Origin of the sequence: Burkholderia sp. NLJ2 (genome assembly GCF_049487195.1) — a bacterium.
In the GTDB taxonomy this organism is placed as follows: Bacteria; Pseudomonadota; Gammaproteobacteria; order Burkholderiales; family Burkholderiaceae; genus Burkholderia; species Burkholderia pyrrocinia.
In genome coordinates, this window is record NZ_CP137810.1 from 988,762 (window position 1) to 1,006,264 (window position 17,503).

Here is a 17,503-nt window from a genome sequence, read left to right on the forward strand (position 1 = left end):
TCGGAATGCCGCCCGGCCATCCCGCGCATCAGCCGCACATCACGCCGCCCGAAGCGGGTTCGCGTGCGCGCCCCGCGCGCTTTCCGGATCGTCGTCCCCGAGCGGAATGAACGCCATGATCTCCAGGTCGTGCCCCGACAGCGCCGGCAGCCGGAACGGGCTCGACAGCACGTTCAGCCGCCGCACGCCGACATCGCGCAGGATCTGCGATCCGATCCCCGTCACGCGTCCGTCGCGACGCACATTGCCGGCCGGCATCCGCATCGCGTCGCCGCGCATGTCGCAGTCGAGCAGCACCGCGACCCCGCAGCCGGCCGCATCGATGCGTTGCAGCGCGGCGTGCAGCGGCCACGAATGCGCGGACGGCTCCGCGTCGAGCAGGTCGAGCAGCGAATGGCATTCGTGCACGCGCGTCAGCACGGGTGTCGCCGGATCGGGTTCGCCGCGCACGAGCGCGAGATGCGGCGCGCCGTGCACGCTGTCGCGATACTCGATCGCGCGGAACCGTCCCCACGGCGTGTGCAGCGGCCGCTCGCCGACGCGTTCGACCAGCGATTCGTGCTCGCGGCGGTAGTGGATCAGGTCGGCGATCGTGCCGATCTTCAGCCCGTGATGCGCGGCGAACGCCTTCAGCTCCGGCAGCCGCGCCATCGTGCCGTCGTCGTTCATCACCTCGCAGATCACCGACGCGGGCGTAAGCCCGGCCAGCGCCGCGAGATCGCAGCCGGCCTCGGTGTGCCCCGCGCGCACGAGCACGCCACCCGGGCGCGCGGCGATCGGGAACACGTGGCCGGGCTGCACGAGATCGTCGGGGCGCGCGCCCAAACGGACCGCCGCGCGGATCGTATGCGCGCGATCGGCCGCCGATATGCCGGTCGTCACGCCTTCGGCCGCCTCGATGCTGACGGTGAACGCGGTGCCGAACGGCGTGCCGTTGTGGTCGGCCATCGGCGGCAGCCGCAGTTGCTCGCAGCGCTCGGCGGTCAGCGTCAGGCAGATCAGCCCGCGCCCGAAGCGCGCCATGAAATTGATCGCGTCGGGCGTCACGTGATCGGCCGCGATCACGAGATCGCCTTCGTTCTCGCGATCCTCTTCGTCGACGAGCAGGACCATGCGGCCCGCACGAAGCTCGTCGACGATCTCCAGCGTGCCGGCAAGCGTCATTGCGCCTCCGTCGCGTCGAATGCGCGGTGCAGCGCGTCGGCGCCGAACGTCAGCACGCGGTCGGCTGCATCGACGGCGCCGAGCATGCTCGCGAAACCGTGCAACTGGCCGGGCCAGCGCACGAGAGTCACCGGCGTGCCGGCCTGCGCGAGACGCAGTGCGTACGCTTCGGCCTCGTCGCGCAGCGGATCGAATTCGGCGCTGACGATCGTCGCCGGCGCCGCGCCCGCGACGTCCGGTGCGGCAAGCGGGCTCGCGAGCGGCGACGCGCGATCGGCGCCGTCGTCGAAATAGTGGCCCTTGAACCATCGCATCATGTCCGCCGTCAGGAAATAGCCGTCGCCGAGCGATTCGTACGACGGATGCTCGGTCGCGCAATCGACGACCGGATACAGCAGCAACTGATGCGCGATGGCGATGCCCGAGCCGCGCAACTGCAGCGCGGTGACCGCCGCGAGATTGCCGCCGGCGCTGTCGCCGGCCACGGCCACCGCGCCGGCGCGCGCGCCGAGATCGCGCGCGCTGGCGGCGGCCCAGCGCACGGCATCGCACGCGTCGTGCGCGGCCGCCGGGAAACGCGCCTCGGGCGCGAGCCGGTAGTCGACCGACAGCACGAGCGTGCGCGCACGTTTCGCGAGGCTGCGGCACAGGTTCGCGTGCGAATCGATACCACACGACACGAAGCCGCCGCCGTGGAAGAACACGGTCAGCGGCAACGACCCGTCGGCATCGGGCCGATACAGCCGCGCGGACAACTGACGGCCCGACGCGGGGATCTGCCAGTGTTCTTCGGCGGCGACGGCGTCGCCGGGCGCGAAGGCACCGCCCGCGGCGAGGCTCGCGCGGTACGCGGGAACGGTGAGCTGCGCGAAATCGATCGCGGGTGCCTGGGCGAACGCGGCAAGCAGCGCCTGCGCCTGGGGGTCGAGCGGCATGGGAACTCCTGTCTGAATCGGATTCGTCTGAATCAGGTAAACCCGTGTCGCGGTTTTCCCTGAGTCCGCACCGGATGCTTGCCGGCACGGCCTGACGGGCATTCCAGCGCAGCGGGCAGGGCGCCACATCATCCGATTGGACGATGGTTCGCACGCCTGGATGGCCAATTCTCACCATTCAGTAAATCTCCCGATGACGCCGGAATTTAGACGCGTCTTAATCAAGGCGGCGCGGCTGAGTCGCACCGGAAACATGTCGTATGGAGGATGGAGCGTGCTGATGGAGACGAGATGGGCTCCGCAAGAGAGCCAGGCAACAAGCGACGAGGCCGATATCGGCGTCGCGGATTTCAGCGAGCTGATGGCGCGCATCTACCAGGGGCCGCTTGAGACGCCGCCGTGGGCCGGTGCGCTCGAACTGGTCCGCCGCTGGCTGCAGGCGAACTACGTGACGCTGATCCTGCGCGCGGCCGCGAGCGACCGCCGTGCGCCGCTGTCCGTGCATGCATCGGAATTCGGCCCGGTCGTCCCGGGCGATGGCGAGGCTTCGTACAACAACTACTACTATTCGCTCGACCCGTTCGTCGGCCTGCCGGCCGATCGCGTGGTCACGGTCGACGACGTGTTCGGCGACACGGGCTGGCTGTCGAGCGAACTGTACAAGCAGTTCCTGAAACCGCAGGACGTGCGCTATATCCTCGGCGCCGACCTGCGCACGCCGTCGGGCGTCGAGTGCCGGTTCCGCGTGTGCCGCAACCATGCGTCGAAGCAGTTCTCCGCGCGCGACAAGGCGATCTGCGCGCTGCTGCTGCCGCACCTGAAGCGCGCGGTCGAACTGCATTCGCGGCTCGACACGGCCGAGGTCGAACGCTCGATCTACGCGAACGCGATCAACCGGATGCAGATCGGCACGATCACGCTCGACGAGAACGGCACGATCATCGACCTGAACAGCGTCGCCGACGAGATCCTCAAGCAGAACAACGGTCTGACGATTGCGCGCGGCACGATCGAGGCCACCGACGCGCAGGAGAACCGCACGCTGAAGCGGCTGATCCGCCACGCGGTGATGGGGCACCACGGCACGGCCGCGGCGACCGTCGAGGCCATGCCGATCACGCGCAGCTTCGACAAGCCGCGCCTCGGGCTGCTGGTGCGCACGGTGCTGTTGTCCGACTGGTCGGAGGACAACAAGCGGCGGCCTGCCGTCACGCTGTTCCTGCGCGACCCCGACCGCAAGCCGCAGGGCGCGCAGGAAATCATCCGCAAGCTGTTCGACCTGACGCCCGCCGAGACGTCGCTCGCGCTGCTGCTGACGAACGGGTTGACGCTCGAGGAAGCGGCGGAGGAATCGGGGATCAGCAAGAACACCGCGCGTACGCACCTGCGTGCAATCTTCTCGAAGACGGGCGTCACGCGCCAGGCGACGCTTGTGCGGATCCTGCTCGGGAGTGTGGTGCCGCTCGGGTAAGCGGCTCCCGATGTCGATCCATCGGAACCGGCCGTATTCGTCTGGGGAACCATCGACGTCGGTCAACGCGTCGCGTGACGCACGGAGATGACGGCATCACGCAAAAGAGGCTCGCACTACGCGAGCCTCTTTGTCATTCCGCCCAGCCGATATCCGGTAGCGGGGTATCTATCGGATGTTTCATGCCTCGGCGCATGCACGACGATGCCGGCCGCGTTCACGAACCGCGCGTCGAGCGATTCGCCCACGTAGCGAACACGGGCCATTGCGCGCAGCCGCGCCGGATGAAACCGGCGCCCGTGCGGATCACGAGCGCGCCGATCGCGAGCGCGGCCACGTCGTCGAGACGGCCGAAGCCGACCAGCGCCGCGCTCATCGCGAGCGCCGCCAGCAACGACGACAGCGCATCGGTACGCACATGCCAGCCGCTCGCCTCGAGCAGCGCGGAGCCCGTCTCGCGCGCCTTGCGCAGCATCCAGTGCGACAGCGCGGCCTTGCCGGCGAGCGTGACGGCGACGAGCGCGAGCGTCGTCGCACCGGGTTGCACGACGGGCGGCGTGTCGAACCGGTTGACCGCATGCCAGATCATCTGCGCGCCCGTCGCGGCGAGCAATGCGCCAAGGCCCGCGAGCGCAAGCGGTTCGTAGGTCGGGCGCCGCTCCGGCGGCAGGCGCGCGTCGAGCCGACACGCGATGAGGATCAATGCATCGGCCGCGAGATCGATCGCCGCGTGCAGGACGTCCGCGAGCAGCCCCGACGAATGCGCGGACCATGCCGCGCCCGTCTCGACGGCGAGCAGCAGCAGGTTGATCGCGAGGCTGACGGCGAGGGCGCGGGACGTGGCCGCATAAACATGGGACGTGGCGCGCGACGTGCGCTGCATGGTGGATTCGTCTGTCGATAGCGTGGGTGAGCCCCGAACGCTACCGGTCGACGGTGGCAGATCAGTGACACGGGCGGAATCGCCGAATCCGCGCGGGATGCGCAGGCAAACGCTCCGACCGTCAGCCCAAAACGCGATGAACGGCGCAGGTTGCCGGCCGTCCCGTTTCCCGGGAAGCCCGCGCGGCGGACGTTTTCGCCCGCGGCTTCTCCGTGTCAGCTCAAAGCGTCTCGATGGCCAGCGCAATGCCCTGGCCGCCGCCGATACACAGCGTCACGACGCCGCGCCTGATGCCGTCACGCTGCATCGAATGGATCAGGCGTGTTGTCAGCACCGCGCCCGTCGCGCCGATCGCATGACCGTGCGCGATCGCACCGCCTTCGACGTTGACGATCTCCTCGGCAATGCCGAGCTGACCCGCCACCGCGATCGGCACGACCGCGAACGCTTCGTTGACCTCGAAACGCTCGACGTCCGCCAGCGCCCAGCCTGCACGTTCGAGCGCGATCTTCACGGCCGGAACGGGGCCGAGCCCGAACATGCCGGGCTCGACGGCGGCGACACCGAACGCAACCAGCCGGGCGCTCGGCGCGATGCCGTGCGCATCGGCGAACGCGCGATCCGCAACCAGCATCGCCGATGCGCCGCTGTTGAGGCCCGGTGCATTGCCTGCGGTAATCGTGCCGTCCGGGCGGAACGCGGGTTTCAGTTTCGCGAGTGCTTCGAGCGTCGTCTCGGGACGCGGTGTCTCGTCGCGCGCAAACGCGACGCGCGCCTTGCGCTGCAGGACCTCGACCGGCACAAGCTCGGCGTCGAACTTGCCGTCCGCGAGCGCGGCGGAGAAACGCTGCTGCGAGCGCAGCGCCCAGCGATCCTGGCGGTCGCGCGAGATATCGAGCTGGCTCGCGAGATCCTCGGTATGCCATCCGGAATGCTGGTCGGAAAACGCATCGACGAGGCCGTCGCGCAGCATGCTGTCGCGGATCGGCGCGTCGCCCATCCGGTAGCCCGAGCGTGCGCCGTCGAGCAGGTACGGCGCACGCTCCATGCTTTCCATGCCGCCGGCGACCGCCGCGTTCGCATAACCCAGCAGGATCTCCTGCGCGGCATTGACGACCGCCTGCGCGCCGGAACCGCAGACGCGGTTGACCGTCAGCGCGGGCACCTTGACCGGCAAGCCGGCGCCGATGGCGGCTTGCCGGGCCGGGTTCATCTTGTTGCCGGCCTGGATCACGTTGCCCAGCACGACCGTGTCGATCGCCGCGCCGTCGAGGCCGCTGCGCCGCAAGGTTTCGCGCACGGCGATCGCCCCGAGTTCGGTGGCGGGGGTGTCCTTCAGGGACCCGTTGAACGTGCCGATCGGCGTCCGGACGGGGTGGCAGATGACGACTTCGCGTGTACTCATGATGCGTTCCTGGATCACGTTGCAAGGTGCGCGGGCGAGGCTGTCGCGAACGGGGCACGCCGCGCGCTTCGCGTCGCCGTTTCGATTGCGTCGTGATGCCGGCAGGGCCGCCGGCAACGAGCAGCGCGGCTGCATCCAATGCCAGGATCGCAGGCCGCTACGTGAGGGAAAGGTATCTATGCATATGCATACTGTCAACGAGGCTATTGAGCACGATCAGGGAAAAGCGGCGACTCCGGCGGGGACATACCGATATTCCACGATCTCGACATTATAGAAATAATGTCAAAACAATAGGCAGTGATGATTGGATATCAAACGGTTTACGTTATATTATTCACGAAATTCCCGACGAATCCCCGCCATGTCCGATCTCGCCGCTGACGAACCCCGCCTGACCACCGAAATCGAGCGCCTCAAGGCCGACTTCCCGAAAACCCGAGAGCTGTATCGCGAGGCGTGCGCGCTGCTGTTCTTCCGTTTCGGCATCACGCCCACCGCGAACCGCCTGTACCAGCTCGTCCGCAAGGGCAGCATGAGCACGCCGACGGCCGTCCTCGGCGAGTTCTGGGCCGAGCTGCGGGAAAAGAGTCGCGTGCGGATCGAACATCCCGACCTGCCGGCCGATCTGCAGGCGGCAGCCGGTGAGCTGGTCGCGGCGTTGTGGAATCGGTCGAGCAACGACGCGGCCGCCGCGCTCGATGCCCTGCGCGCGGAAGTCGAAGCCGAACGGGCGACGGCGAAGGCGGAAGTCGCGACGCTGCAAGCCGAACTGGCGCGCACCGAAACCGCGCTCGAGCAACGCACGGCCGCGCTGCTGGCTGCGCAGGTGCGCATCCAGGAACTGGAGCAGGCGAGGGCGGCCGACGACGCATCGCGGCGCGCGCTGCAAGCGGAGATCGAACGCCTGAAGGCCGACAACGCGGAAGGCGACCGCGCACTCGCGCAGGCGCGCGCGGATTTCACGACCCAGCTCGACCGGCTGCGCGACGACGCGGGCCGGGCCGAGGAACGCTTGCGCGCATCGGAAAAGCGGGCGCTTCAGGAAATCGATCGCGAGCGGCTCGCGGCCGCGCGGCTGCAAAAGGAGCTCGACACGACAGCATCGCGCGCCGAGCAGCGCGATGCGCAGCAGCGGAAGGATGTCGCGACGCTGCAGGCACAACTGGGCGATGCGCTGCATCGATGCGGGGTGCTTCAAGGACAGCTCGACGGCGCGCAGGCGACCGATGCGGCGCGCGTCAAAGAGCTCGATGAGTTGAGACGGGAGATGACGGTGCTTGCGCGGCGGGCACCGGTGCGCGGAGCCAAGACGGCTCCCGCCGCGCAGCGAAGCGAGCGGCGGGCGCGCACAAGAAAGCGCACCGACGACGCACCGCGCTGACGCTGAAACCGCTGAAACCGCTGAAACCGCTGAAACCGCTGAAACCGCTGAAACCGCTGAAACCGCAAGCGTGCGTCAACCGATCGCGACGCACGTCCGAAGCAGGCAGGCGGACCAACAGCCGAGCGCGACACACGCCAACGCTCGCCCATCCGGATCAGCTCGACACATACCGCGACGGCAGCGGCGGCGCATCCGCCGGAATCGTGACCAGCGACGTGTTCAGCCACCCCTGCGGCGTGCCGTTCGACTGCGCATAGGCGCCGACGTAAGGCATCATCCGCGTCGTCTGATAGACCTGCGGCGTCCAGCCGGCCGGCGCGAGAAAGATCGACGTCGCACGCTTCTCGCTGTACGCGGACGCCCCGTACGTCGAGATGTTCCACAGCGTCTGCTGATACGTCGCGTAGTCGGCGTTGTGACGCGAACCGCCGGCCTGCCAGCCTTCGAGCTGGATGAACGTGTTGTACGTGCCGGCGCCCGCGAGCAGGTTGTTCACCGTGCGCCCGTACAGGAACGACAGGATCAGGCCGCAGTTCGCCGGCGCGAAATCGCTGCCGACGCTCAGGTAATAGCGGCCCGTCGTGTTCACGACCGACGCGTAGTGCGAGTTGCCGATATCTGTCGACGTCGTCAGCCCGCTCGCGCCCATGAAGCTGTCGAACGCCTGCATCGTGACACCCGCCGGCAGGTCGCTCGTCGCGCTGATCGCGACGATGTGCGAACCGGCCGCCAGCAGCGTCAGGAACGCGGACAGCGTGCCCGCGATCCAGTTGCCTTGCGCATCGACGAACGGAAACGCGCGATAGCCCGTCAGCGCGAACACCGCCGGATCGGAGCCAGCCTGCCACGCGATCTGCGGCACCCACATCGTCAGCGGGCCGGCGCTCGATGCAGCGGACACATACTGCTTCAGCGCGTCGATGAGTTGCGCATCGGCGCCGGGCAGCACCGTATATGACGCGCCGTTCTGCCAGCGCTGCACCCATTGCGCGACGAAGCCCGCGAGCTGGCCGCCGGTGAAATCGGCAGGCGGCACGTAGCCGAGCGGGCCCGTGCCCTGATACGCGGACTGGATCGCCGCGGCCGTGCGCACATTGCTGCCGAACATGCTGTTCGCGAAATCCTGGCAGTTGTTGGCCGGCGGCGTCGCGAGCTGCGCGAGCGGGACGACCCAGGCGCCGTTCGCGGTCGCGACGCCGCGATACAGGTTGAGATGCGCGACCGAGTCGTGGCCGGGAAACGTGGCGGCATCGGCACCCGACACATAGCCGGCCGACGGCGTGACGCTGACGGTGGTCGGTTGCGATCCGAACGGATGCGTGTACGAAATCGCAAACGATGCGTCGCCGCCGGCCAGGCTGAACGATCCGATGCAATCGCCCCAACTGTTCGACGCGCTGACGGCGGTCGATTGTCCGGTCGCGACCAGCGCTTGCGATGCCTGCGGCAGCGAGCCGCTCTGGCTCGCCGCGTTGCCGTACGCGAGCGTCGTGGACGGGATCGCGTTGACGACGTTGATCGTGATCGAGCGGTCGGCGATGCCGTAGCTGCGCGCGGACGTATCGGCGGCGCCGTTGGCGGCGAACGACGACGCGGACGTCGTGTTGCCGTCGCCGCCGCACGCGGCCAGCGTGCCGACGAGCGGCGACAGGGTCAGCGCGGCGCCGCGCTGGATGAAGCGCCGACGGTTCGGCGCGGTCGGGCGGACGGGTTTCGAAGCGGTCATGAGCGTTCCTGGTCGCGGATTCGGGAAGAGGCAACGACGGTCCGGCGCATTGCACACGTGTGCAATGCCGGCCGCAGCTTCGCGTTTCGCCGGCACATGCGCCGCGCGTATTTATGCGGGAAATCGATGAAACGCCTGCGACGAAACCGAGTCGCTCGTGTGACGCCGCGCATGCGGCAACGCAGGAGCGCGGGCGAGGGAACGCCCGCTGGCCATTGGGTGCCACGCGGGGATCGGGTAAAGTGCCGCTCAACATGCCGGTTCGACGTTACTAGACGACCGGTCTAATCGTTGCTACCATACGCCATCATGAATGCATCTTCAGGCGCGGAAGTCCGCCAGCACATCCTGAACATCGCGAAGCCGATCATGCTCCACAAGGGGTTCTCGGCGGTCGGTCTGAACGAGATTCTCGCCGCGGCGGGCATCCCGAAGGGCTCGTTCTACCACTACTTCGGCTCGAAAGAGGCATTCGGCGAAGCGCTGCTCGAAGCGTATTTCGAAGGCTATCTCGCGCATCTCGACAACCTGCTCAAGCATCAGGCCGGCACGGGCGCCGAGCGCCTGATGACGTACTGGGGCAACTGGCTGCACACGCAATGCGCGGACGATCCCGAAGGCAAGTGCCTCGCGGTAAAGCTCGGCGCGGAAGTGTCGGACCTGTCGGAAGCGATGCGCGCGGTGCTGCGGCATGGCACGAGCCAGATCATCGAACGGCTCGCGGGCGGCATCGAGGCCGGTCTGGCCGACGGCTCGCTGAGCGCCGTCGACGATCCGCCGCACACGGCCGCGATCCTTTACGAGCTGTGGCTGGGCGCAACGCTGCTGGAAAAGATTCACCGCAACCGCAAACCGCTCGAAAGGGCAATGGTCGAAACGCGGCGCATGCTGAACCTGCCACCGGCCGTGCATGACGGAGCGCAGTCGTAACCCGGGCGCGCATTGGCGCGCCTTGTTTTTGCCCTGATTCTAGACGACTGGTCTACTTACACACGCATGACGAACGCCTCGCTCCGCGTTACGCTGTCCCGATTGCTCCAACCGCACGCGTGCAACCGCAACGGCCAAACCGCCGACGCTGCCACGCGTGCGCGTCTTCTGCTGGTCCATCCCTGATCCGATCGTGCCCACGAAGCACGTTTATTCCTGTTGACGGAGACTCACATGCCGCAAAACAAGACCGCAAACCGCCAGATCATCCTGACTTCGCGCCCGGTCGGCGCGCCGACGCCGGGCAACTTCCGCACCGAATCCGGCGACGTGCCGACGCCCGGCGCCGGCCAGGTGCTGCTGCGCACGGTCTGGTTGTCGCTCGACCCGTACATGCGCGGCCGGATGAGCGACGCGCCGTCCTATGCCGCGCCGGTCGAACTCGGCCACGTGATGGTCGGCGGCACGGTCAGCCGCGTCGTGTCGTCGAACCTGCCCGCGTTCCGCGAAGGCGATCTCGTCGTCGCGGGCGCCGGCTGGCAGGACTATGCGCTGTCCGACGGCCGCGACCTGATTCCGCTCGGCCGCGACTTCGCGCATCCGTCGTACGCGCTCGGCGTGCTAGGCATGCCGGGCTTTACCGCGTACACCGGGCTGCTGAAAATCGGCGAGCCGAAGGCCGGCGAAACCGTGGTCGTGGCGGCAGCCAGCGGCGCGGTCGGCTCGGTGGTCGGCCAGATCGCGAAGCTGAAGGGCTGCCGCGTGATCGGCGTCGCGGGCGGCGCCGACAAGTGCGCGTACGTGACCGACACGCTCGGCTTCGACGCGTGCGTCGACCACCACGATCCGGCGTTTGCCGCGAAGCTGAAGGAAGCGTGCCCGAACGGCATCGACGTCTATTTCGAGAACGTCGGCGGCGCGGTGTTCGACGCGGTGTGGCCGCTGCTCAACGATCACGCGCGCGTGCCGGTGTGCGGAATCATTGCGCATTACAACGACGCGGCATACGACGACACCGCGGTGTCGACCGGCCGTGATCGCGTGCCGGCGCTGATGGGTGCGATCCTGCGCAAGCGCATCCGCGTGCAGGGATTCATCATCCTCGATCACTATGCGACCGGTTATGCGCCGTTCCTGAAGGAAATGAGCGAATGGGTCGCGCAGGGCAAGGTGAAGACGCTGGAGGATATCGTCCCCGACCTGGCCGACGCACCGGAAGCGCTGATCGGCCTGCTGGCCGGCAAGAACTTCGGCAAGGTCGTCGTGCGCGTGGGCCCGGACGAACTGGCCTGATGCCACGGCACGGCAGCACACCGCGGTTGCACGCCGGCGTCGCGCGACGCCGGCTTGTGGCATGCTCGATTCCGTTTCGAAAGGAGTGACAAGATGGCGCTTCACGTGATTGCTTCGCTGTTCCTGAAACCCGAACACGCACAGGCCGCCGAGGCCGAACTGCGCAGCATGGTCGTCAAGACACGCGCCGAACCGGGCAACCGGCGCTACGACCTGTTCCGCGAGCAGGACGGCTCGCCGAACCTGCACCTGTACGAGATCTACGACGACCAGGCCGCATTCGACGCGCATCTCGCCAGCCCGTATTTCGGCGAATTCCGTACGAAGTCGGCCGACTGGTTCACGGCACCGCCGGTCATCAAGGTGCTGTCGGGCGTCGACGTGGCCGAGTAACTGCGCAGGACCACCGCCGCGGCTCGTCCCACCCGGGCCGCGCGGCACCCGTCGCGCACCGCGCGACGGCCATGACAACGACGACCCGCGCGGCGCGCCATGCGCGCCGCTTCCCCAATACACCGGCCCCGGAGGCTGAATGGTCACCCTCAACATCAACGGCGAGAACCGCACGGTCGACGCCCCCGACGACATGCCCTTGCTCTGGGTGCTGCGCGACGTCGTCGGCCTCACCGGCACGAAGTTCGGCTGCGGAATCGCGCAATGCGGCGCGTGCACCGTGCATCTCGACGGCGTCGCCGCGCGCTCGTGCGTGCTGCCGGTCGCGGCCGTCGCGGGCCGCAAGATCACGACGATCGAAGCCGTCGGCGCGACACCGGCCGGCCACAAGGTCCAGCAGGCATGGCGCGAGCTCGACGTCGTCCAGTGCGGCTACTGCCAGTCGGGGCAGGTGATGGCGGCCACCGCGCTGATCGCATCGAACCCGAACCCGAGCGACGCCGACATCGACGCGGCGATGGCCGGCAACATCTGCCGCTGCGGCACGTACAACCGGATTCGCGCGGCGGTCAAGCAAGCCGCCAAGGGGGCCTGAGATGAAACAGCCCCCACGTTCACTTTGTTCACTGCCCCCCGAGGGGGCGGTCAGCCCCCTTGAGGCGGCTCTGCGGAGGCTGACATGTCGCGAGGACTGATCGAAGCCGGCAAGGTCGCCGGGCAAGCGGCTGGCACCGGCGTATCGCGCCGCGGGTTTCTCAAACTCGGGATCACGCTCGGCGCGGCGGCCGGTGGCGGCTTGCTGCTCGGCTTCAGCGTGCCGGCGGCAGGCGACGACACGCGCCGTTCGGTGATCGGCGGCGACGGCGATGAAACCGCGCGTGCCGGCGTATTCGCGCCGAACGCGTTCGTGCAGATCGATCGCAGCGGCAAGGTCACGCTGGTGATGCCGAAGGTCGAGATGGGGCAGGGTGTCTATACGGCGCTGCCGATGCTGATCGCCGAGGAACTCGAAGTGCCGCTGTCGAGCGTGACGCTCGATCATGCGCCGCCGAACGAGAAGCTGTTCCTCGATCCGCTGCTCGGCGGCCAGCTCACCGGCGGCTCGACGTCGGTGCGCTACGCGTGGGAGCCGATGCGCCGCGCGGGCGCAACGGCGCGCACGCTGCTGGTCGCGGCGGCCGCGAAGCAATGGAATGTCGATCCGGCATCCTGCCGCGCGGCGAACGGCGAAGTGCAGCACCCGCCGAGCGGCCGGCGCGCGTCGTACGGCCAGTTGGCCGACGCCGCGGCGAAGCTGCCGGTGCCGAAGGACGTCGCGCTGAAGAAGCCGGAGGATTTCAAGCTGATCGGCACACCCGCGAAGCGCCTCGATTCGCCGGAGAAAGTCGACGGCACCGCGCAGTTCGGGCTCGACGTGCGCCTGCCCGGCATGCTGTACGCGGTGATCGTGAACAGCCCGGTGTTCGGCGGCACGGTCGCGAGCGTCGACGATACCGCCGCAAAGAAGATTCCCGGCGTGCGCCAGGTCGTGCGCGCCGACAACGCGGTCGCGGTGGTCGGCGATCACACGTGGGCCGCGAAGCGCGGCGCGTCGGCGCTCGTCGTGAAGTGGAACGAAGGCGCGGACGCGAAGGTGTCGATGAAGGACATCGTCGCCGATCTCGCGCAGGCCGCGGCGAACGGCAAGGGCGCGGTCGCGCGCAAGGACGGCGACGTCGGCAAGGCGTTCGCGGATGCGAAGACGCGCGTCGACGCCGTGTACGAACAGCCGTTCCTCGCGCACGCGACGATGGAGCCCGTGAACTGCACGGTGCACGTGCGCAGCGACGGTTGCGAGATCTGGGTCGGCACGCAGGTGCCGGCACGCGCGGTCGACACCGTGCAGCGGCTCACGAGCTTTCCGCCGGACAAGATCGTCGTGCACAACCACCTGCTCGGCGGCGGCTTCGGCCGGCGGCTCGAGACGGACATGATTGGCCAGGCCGTGAAGATCGCCAAACAAGTCAACGCGCCCGTGAAAGTCATCTGGACGCGCGAGGAGGACATCCAGCACGACATGTACCGGCCGTACTATTACGACCGGATCTCGGCCGGCCTCGACGCGAACGGCAAGCCGGTCGCGTGGCAGCACCGGATCGTCGGCTCGTCGATCCTCGCGCGCTTCGCGCCGCCCGCGTTCAAGGACGGTGTCGATCCCGACGCGGTCGAAGTCGCGACCGACCTGCCGTACGACCTGCCGAACCAGTTGATCGATTACGTGCGGCAGGAGCCGCGCCACGTGCCGACCGCGTTCTGGCGCGGCGTCGGGCCGACGCGCGGCACCTTCGTCGTCGAGAGCTTCATCGACGAGCTGGCCGCGCAGACCAGGACCGACCCCGTGCAATACCGCCGCGCGCTGCTCGGCAAGACGCCGCGCGCGCGCAACGTGCTCGACGTCGCGACCAAGGCGGCCGGCTGGGGCCCGTCGCTGCCGAAGGGGCAAGGGCGCGGCGTGTCGGTGATGCATGCGTTCGGCAGCTTCTTCTCGATCGTCGTCGACGTCGCGGTGGACGACGGCGAGGTCCAGGTCAAGCGCGTCGTGTGCGCGGTCGACTGCGGGATGGTCGTCAACCCGAACACGATCGAGGCGCAGGTGCAGGGCGGCATCATTTTCGGGATCACGGGCGCGCTGTACGGCGAGATCACGATCGAGGACGGCCGCGTGACGCAGAGCAACTTCTCCGACTACCGGATGCTGCGGATCAACGAGACGCCGCCGATCGAGGTGCATCTGGTGAAGAGCGGCGAAGCGCCGGGCGGGATCGGCGAACCGGGCACGGCCGCGACCGCGGCGGCGCTGTCGAACGCGATTTTCGCGGCAACCGGCAAGCGGCTGCGCAAGCTACCGGTCGGCAACCAGTTGAAGACGGCCTGAGGGGCGGGAACGAACATGCGAAACCTGACCCTGAACACGATCGGCGCATCGCTGCTCGCGCTGTCCGCGCTGCTGGCCGGCCCGGTCGCGCACGCCGCGCAGACGGCACCGGCCGACAGCACGCTCGTCGCGCGCGGCGCGTATCTCGCGAAAGCCGGCGACTGCGTCGCGTGCCACACCGCGCCGCGCGGCACGCCGTTCGCGGGCGGCCTGAAGATGGTCACGCCGATGGGCGCGATCTACACGACCAACATCACGCCCGATCCGGAGACGGGCATCGGCGGCTATACGGAAGCCGATTTCGCGAGCGCGTTGCGCAAGGGCGTCGCGAAAGACGGCCACAACCTGTATCCGGCGATGCCGTATCCGTCATACGCGAAGCTGAAGGACGACGACGTGAAGGCGCTGTACGCGTACTTCATGCACGGCGTCGAACCGGTGAAGCAGGCGAACCGGCCCTCCGACATCCCGTGGCCGCTCAACATGCGCTGGCCGCTCGCGCTGTGGAACGCGGTGTTCCTCGACACGACGCCGTATGCGGACAAGCCGGCCAAGGATGCAGTGTGGAACCGCGGCGCGTATCTCGTGCAGGGGCTCGGGCATTGCGGGTCGTGCCACACGCCGCGCGGTGTCGGCTTCCAGGAGAAGGCGCTGGACGAAGGCGGCACGGCGTTCCTGTCGGGCGCGGCGATCGACAGCTGGTTCGCGTCGAACCTGACGGGCGAGCACAACACGGGGCTCGGCCGCTGGAACGAGGCCGACGTCGCGCAGTTCCTGAAGACCGGCGCGAACCGGCACGCGACCGCGTTCGGCTCGATGGTGAGCGTGATCAACCACAGCACGCAGGCGCTGACCGACGACGATCTCGCGGCGATGTCCCGCTATCTGAAATCGCTGCCGGCCGCGGGCGGCACGGGCGCGCCGCCGTACAGCTATGATCCGAAGGCGACGCAGGTGGTGCTGGGCCGGCCGGCAGCCGATCCGGGCGCGAAGGTGTATAACGCTTACTGCCTGCATTGCCACGGCGCGGACGGGCGCGGTTACGCGCCGCTGCTCGCGCCGCTCGCCGGCAATCCGAACGTGCTCGAAACCGATGCATCGTCGCTGATCAACGTGACGCTGAACGGCAGCGAGTCGCTCGTGATCGACGGCGTGCCTTCCGCGTATCCGATGCCGGCGTTCTCGAACCAGTTGAACGACCGGCAGATCGCCGACGTGCTGACGTTCATGCGCGCCGGCTGGAACAACGGCGCGCCGCCGGTGCAGGCGGCGGACGTCGCGAAACTCCGCAAGGCGACGGCGGCCGCGCGCTGAGCGCGGCTCCATGCGGAACGAAGGCAGGCCGATGCGCCTGCCGTCTGCACCGCCGGGTGGTTGTCTCCCCCGGCGGCTTGGCTCTTTCTGTCAACCTGCGTGCGGCCTCGCGGCAGCGCGCGTTTTATCGACGCAATGTAGGGGTGTCTGGATGGCTAACGTGACTTATACGGATACGCAGCTGCTGATCGACGGCGAGTGGGTCGACGCCGCGAGCGGCAAGACGATCGACGTCGTGAACCCGGCGACCGGCAAGACGATCGGCAAGGTGGCCCACGCGGGCATCGCCGATCTCGACCGCGCGCTCGCCGCCGCGCAGCGCGGCTTCGAAGCATGGCGCAAGGTGCCCGCGCACGAACGCGCGGCGACGATGCGCAAGGCGGCCGCACTGGTGCGCGAGCGCGCCGACGCGATCGCACAGTTGATGACGCAGGAACAGGGCAAGCCGCTCACCGAGGCGCGCGTCGAAGTGCTGTCGGCGGCCGACATCATCGAATGGTTCGCGGACGAAGGCCGCCGCGTGTACGGCCGGATCGTGCCGCCGCGCAACCTCGGCGCGCAGCAGACGGTCGTCAAGGAGCCGGTCGGCCCGGTCGCGGCGTTCACGCCGTGGAATTTCCCGGTCAACCAGGTCGTGCGCAAGCTGAGCGCCGCGCTCGCGACCGGCTGCTCGTTCCTCGTGAAGGCGCCGGAGGAAACCCCCGCATCGCCGGCCGCGCTGCTGCGCGCGTTCGTCGACGCAGGCGTGCCGGCCGGCGTGATCGGCCTCGTGTACGGCGATCCGGCCGAAATCTCGTCGTACCTGATCCCGCACCCGGTGATCCGCAAGGTCACGTTCACGGGTTCGACGCCGGTCGGCAAGCAGCTCGCCGCGCTCGCGGGCCAGCACATGAAGCGCGCAACGATGGAGCTGGGCGGGCACGCGCCGGTGATCGTCGCCGAAGACGCCGACGTCACGCTCGCGGTGAAGGCCGCCGGCGGCGCGAAGTTCCGCAACGCGGGGCAGGTCTGCATTTCGCCGACGCGCTTCCTCGTGCACAACAGCATCCGCGACGAATTCACGCGCGCGCTGGTCAAGCATGCCGAAAGTCTGAAGATCGGCAACGGCCTCGAGGAAGGCACGACGCTCGGCGCACTCGCGAACCCGCGCCGCCTGACCGCGATGGCATCGGTCGTCGACAACGCGCGCAAGGTCGGCGCGAGCATCGAGACGGGCGGCGAGCGGATCGGCTCGGAAGGCAACTTCTTCGCGCCGACCGTGATCGCGAACGTGCCGCTCGAAGCGGACGTGTTCAACAACGAGCCGTTCGGCCCGGTCGCGGCGATTCGCGGCTTCGACAAGCTCGAAGACGCGATCGCGGAAGCGAACCGTCTGCCGTTCGGGCTGGCCGGCTACGCGTTCACGCGTTCGTTCGCGAACGTGCACCTGCTCACGCAGCGCCTTGAAGTCGGGATGCTGTGGATCAACCAGCCGGCGACGCCGTGGCCGGAAATGCCGTTCGGCGGCGTGAAGGACTCGGGCTACGGGTCGGAAGGCGGGCCGGAAGCGCTCGAGCCGTACCTCGTCACGAAGTCGGTGACGGTGATGGCCGTCTGACGGTCCATCGTCCGTGTGTGCGCCACCCGCCGTTGGTGCGGCGCGCATGAACGGCGCAGGTCGGGTATCGTGCCCGGCCTGCGCCGTTTTT

14 protein-coding genes are annotated in these 17,503 nt (G+C 68.4%); 9 read left to right on the forward strand and 5 right to left on the reverse strand.

Annotated features, from left to right (window positions below; translation table 11 throughout):
- Positions 1-39: 39 nt before the first annotated feature.
- Entirely contained in the window at positions 40-1,164 is a 1,125-nt protein-coding gene (gene ribBA, locus R9B84_RS26795; RefSeq protein WP_423763020.1) for a bifunctional 3,4-dihydroxy-2-butanone-4-phosphate synthase/GTP cyclohydrolase II, read from the reverse strand.
- Positions 1,161-2,099: an alpha/beta hydrolase fold domain-containing protein gene (locus R9B84_RS26800; protein ID WP_423763021.1), complete on the reverse strand. Its 939-nt coding sequence runs from the start codon at positions 2,097-2,099 to the stop codon at positions 1,161-1,163. Before R9B84_RS26800 ends, ribBA begins: the two co-directional genes overlap by 4 nt.
- A 280-nt stretch (positions 2,100-2,379) precedes the next feature.
- Here R9B84_RS26800 and R9B84_RS26805 point away from each other — a divergent pair, with 280 nt between their 5' ends.
- Positions 2,380-3,570: a helix-turn-helix transcriptional regulator gene (locus R9B84_RS26805; RefSeq protein ID WP_096475620.1), complete on the forward strand. Its 1,191-nt coding sequence runs from the start codon at positions 2,380-2,382 to the stop codon at positions 3,568-3,570.
- Between the two features lie 217 nt (positions 3,571-3,787).
- Here R9B84_RS26805 and R9B84_RS26810 read toward each other — a convergent pair whose 3' ends face one another.
- The gene (locus R9B84_RS26810) at positions 3,788-4,453 is read right to left on the reverse strand and encodes a cation diffusion facilitator family transporter (protein WP_423763022.1); all 666 of its coding nucleotides are present in this window, start codon (positions 4,451-4,453) and stop codon (positions 3,788-3,790) included.
- 220 nt (positions 4,454-4,673) lie between these two features.
- On the reverse strand, positions 4,674-5,858 hold the full coding sequence (locus tag R9B84_RS26815; RefSeq protein ID WP_423763023.1) for a thiolase family protein: 1,185 nt from the start codon (positions 5,856-5,858) through the stop codon (positions 4,674-4,676).
- A 364-nt stretch (positions 5,859-6,222) separates the two neighbouring features.
- On the opposite strand from R9B84_RS26815, the gene R9B84_RS26820 reads away from it, so the two are divergent.
- The gene (locus tag R9B84_RS26820; RefSeq protein WP_423763024.1) at positions 6,223-7,242 is read left to right on the forward strand and encodes a DNA-binding protein; all 1,020 of its coding nucleotides are present in this window, start codon (positions 6,223-6,225) and stop codon (positions 7,240-7,242) included.
- A gap of 157 nt (positions 7,243-7,399) precedes the next feature.
- Here R9B84_RS26820 and R9B84_RS26825 read toward each other — a convergent pair whose 3' ends face one another.
- Positions 7,400-8,971: a hypothetical protein gene (locus R9B84_RS26825; RefSeq protein ID WP_423763025.1), complete on the reverse strand. Its 1,572-nt coding sequence runs from the start codon at positions 8,969-8,971 to the stop codon at positions 7,400-7,402.
- A 309-nt stretch (positions 8,972-9,280) separates the two neighbouring features.
- Here R9B84_RS26825 and R9B84_RS26830 point away from each other — a divergent pair, with 309 nt between their 5' ends.
- The 7 genes from R9B84_RS26830 (at position 9,281) to R9B84_RS26860 (ending at position 17,412) form a co-directional block, all read left to right on the forward strand.
- Entirely contained in the window at positions 9,281-9,901 is a 621-nt protein-coding gene (locus tag R9B84_RS26830) for a TetR/AcrR family transcriptional regulator (protein WP_423763026.1), read from the forward strand.
- Positions 9,902-10,135: 234 nt separating this feature from the next.
- The gene (locus R9B84_RS26835) at positions 10,136-11,194 is read left to right on the forward strand and encodes an NADP-dependent oxidoreductase (protein ID WP_423763027.1); all 1,059 of its coding nucleotides are present in this window, start codon (positions 10,136-10,138) and stop codon (positions 11,192-11,194) included.
- Between the two features lie 93 nt (positions 11,195-11,287).
- On the forward strand, positions 11,288-11,587 hold the full coding sequence (locus R9B84_RS26840; protein ID WP_047903281.1) for a putative quinol monooxygenase: 300 nt from the start codon (positions 11,288-11,290) through the stop codon (positions 11,585-11,587).
- Between the two features lie 139 nt (positions 11,588-11,726).
- Complete coding sequence (locus R9B84_RS26845; protein ID WP_128843452.1) at positions 11,727-12,182, forward strand: (2Fe-2S)-binding protein; 456 nt, start codon at positions 11,727-11,729, stop codon at positions 12,180-12,182.
- 84 nt (positions 12,183-12,266) lie between these two features.
- Entirely contained in the window at positions 12,267-14,501 is a 2,235-nt protein-coding gene (locus R9B84_RS26850) for a molybdopterin cofactor-binding domain-containing protein (RefSeq protein WP_423763028.1), read from the forward strand.
- 15 nt (positions 14,502-14,516) lie between these two features.
- Positions 14,517-15,815, forward strand: a complete 1,299-nt coding sequence (locus R9B84_RS26855) for a c-type cytochrome (protein WP_423763029.1) — start codon at positions 14,517-14,519, stop codon at positions 15,813-15,815.
- Positions 15,816-15,966: 151 nt separating this feature from the next.
- A complete protein-coding gene (locus R9B84_RS26860; protein ID WP_423763030.1) occupies positions 15,967-17,412 on the forward strand; it encodes an NAD-dependent succinate-semialdehyde dehydrogenase in 1,446 nt (481 codons plus the stop codon).
- Positions 17,413-17,503 lie beyond the last annotated feature (91 nt).

Bases quoted from the DNA above. Each gene is read 5' to 3' on its own strand.
- ribBA (WP_423763020.1), bottom strand. From the start codon at position 1,164: ATGACGCTTGCCGGCACGCTGGAGATCGTCGACGAGCTTCGTGCGGGC.
- R9B84_RS26840 (WP_047903281.1), top strand. From the start codon at position 11,288: ATGGCGCTTCACGTGATTGCTTCGCTGTTCCTGAAACCCGAACACGCA.
- R9B84_RS26860 (WP_423763030.1), top strand. From the start codon at position 15,967: ATGGCTAACGTGACTTATACGGATACGCAGCTGCTGATCGACGGCGAG.
- R9B84_RS26830 (WP_423763026.1), top strand. From the start codon at position 9,281: ATGAATGCATCTTCAGGCGCGGAAGTCCGCCAGCACATCCTGAACATC.
- R9B84_RS26845 (WP_128843452.1), top strand. From the start codon at position 11,727: ATGGTCACCCTCAACATCAACGGCGAGAACCGCACGGTCGACGCCCCC.
- R9B84_RS26825 (WP_423763025.1), bottom strand. From the start codon at position 8,971: ATGACCGCTTCGAAACCCGTCCGCCCGACCGCGCCGAACCGTCGGCGC.
- R9B84_RS26820 (WP_423763024.1), top strand. From the start codon at position 6,223: ATGTCCGATCTCGCCGCTGACGAACCCCGCCTGACCACCGAAATCGAG.
- R9B84_RS26800 (WP_423763021.1), bottom strand. From the start codon at position 2,099: ATGCCGCTCGACCCCCAGGCGCAGGCGCTGCTTGCCGCGTTCGCCCAG.
- R9B84_RS26835 (WP_423763027.1), top strand. From the start codon at position 10,136: ATGCCGCAAAACAAGACCGCAAACCGCCAGATCATCCTGACTTCGCGC.
- R9B84_RS26850 (WP_423763028.1), top strand. From the start codon at position 12,267: ATGTCGCGAGGACTGATCGAAGCCGGCAAGGTCGCCGGGCAAGCGGCT.
- R9B84_RS26815 (WP_423763023.1), bottom strand. From the start codon at position 5,858: ATGAGTACACGCGAAGTCGTCATCTGCCACCCCGTCCGGACGCCGATC.
- R9B84_RS26855 (WP_423763029.1), top strand. From the start codon at position 14,517: ATGCGAAACCTGACCCTGAACACGATCGGCGCATCGCTGCTCGCGCTG.
- R9B84_RS26810 (WP_423763022.1), bottom strand. From the start codon at position 4,453: ATGCAGCGCACGTCGCGCGCCACGTCCCATGTTTATGCGGCCACGTCC.
- R9B84_RS26805 (WP_096475620.1), top strand. From the start codon at position 2,380: ATGGAGACGAGATGGGCTCCGCAAGAGAGCCAGGCAACAAGCGACGAG.